The organism is Bradyrhizobium sp. CCBAU 45394, assembly GCF_028128655.1.
GTDB lineage: Bacteria > Pseudomonadota > Alphaproteobacteria > Rhizobiales > Xanthobacteraceae > Bradyrhizobium > Bradyrhizobium diazoefficiens.
Map to the genome: position 1 here is coordinate 1 of NZ_LBIX01000027.1, position 283 is coordinate 283.

General features: G+C 69.3%; 1 pseudogene. It reads left to right on the forward strand.

Features of this window, described 5'->3' with window-relative positions:
• Window positions 1–283: pseudogene (locus WN73_RS11505) on the forward strand (IS256 family transposase); the annotation flags it as partial.

The window sequence follows — 283 nt, forward strand, 5'->3', positions numbered from 1 at the left end:
CCTGCGCGCGGGAGCGCGGCAGCTTCTGGCGCAGGCCGTCGAGGTCGAAGTCGAGACGTTTCTTGCCACGGTGAAGGATTTGAAGCTTTCCGACGGGCGCGCCCGTGTCGTGCGACATGGTTACGGCCCGGCGCGAACGATTGCGACCGGCATCGGCCCGGTCGAGGTCGCCCGGGCGAAGATTCGGGACCGCGGGGCGGTCAGCGATGCCGAGCGGATCCGTTTCAATTCGGCGATCCTGCCGCTGTGGGCGCGGCGCACCCGGAGCCTGGATGCGCTGTTG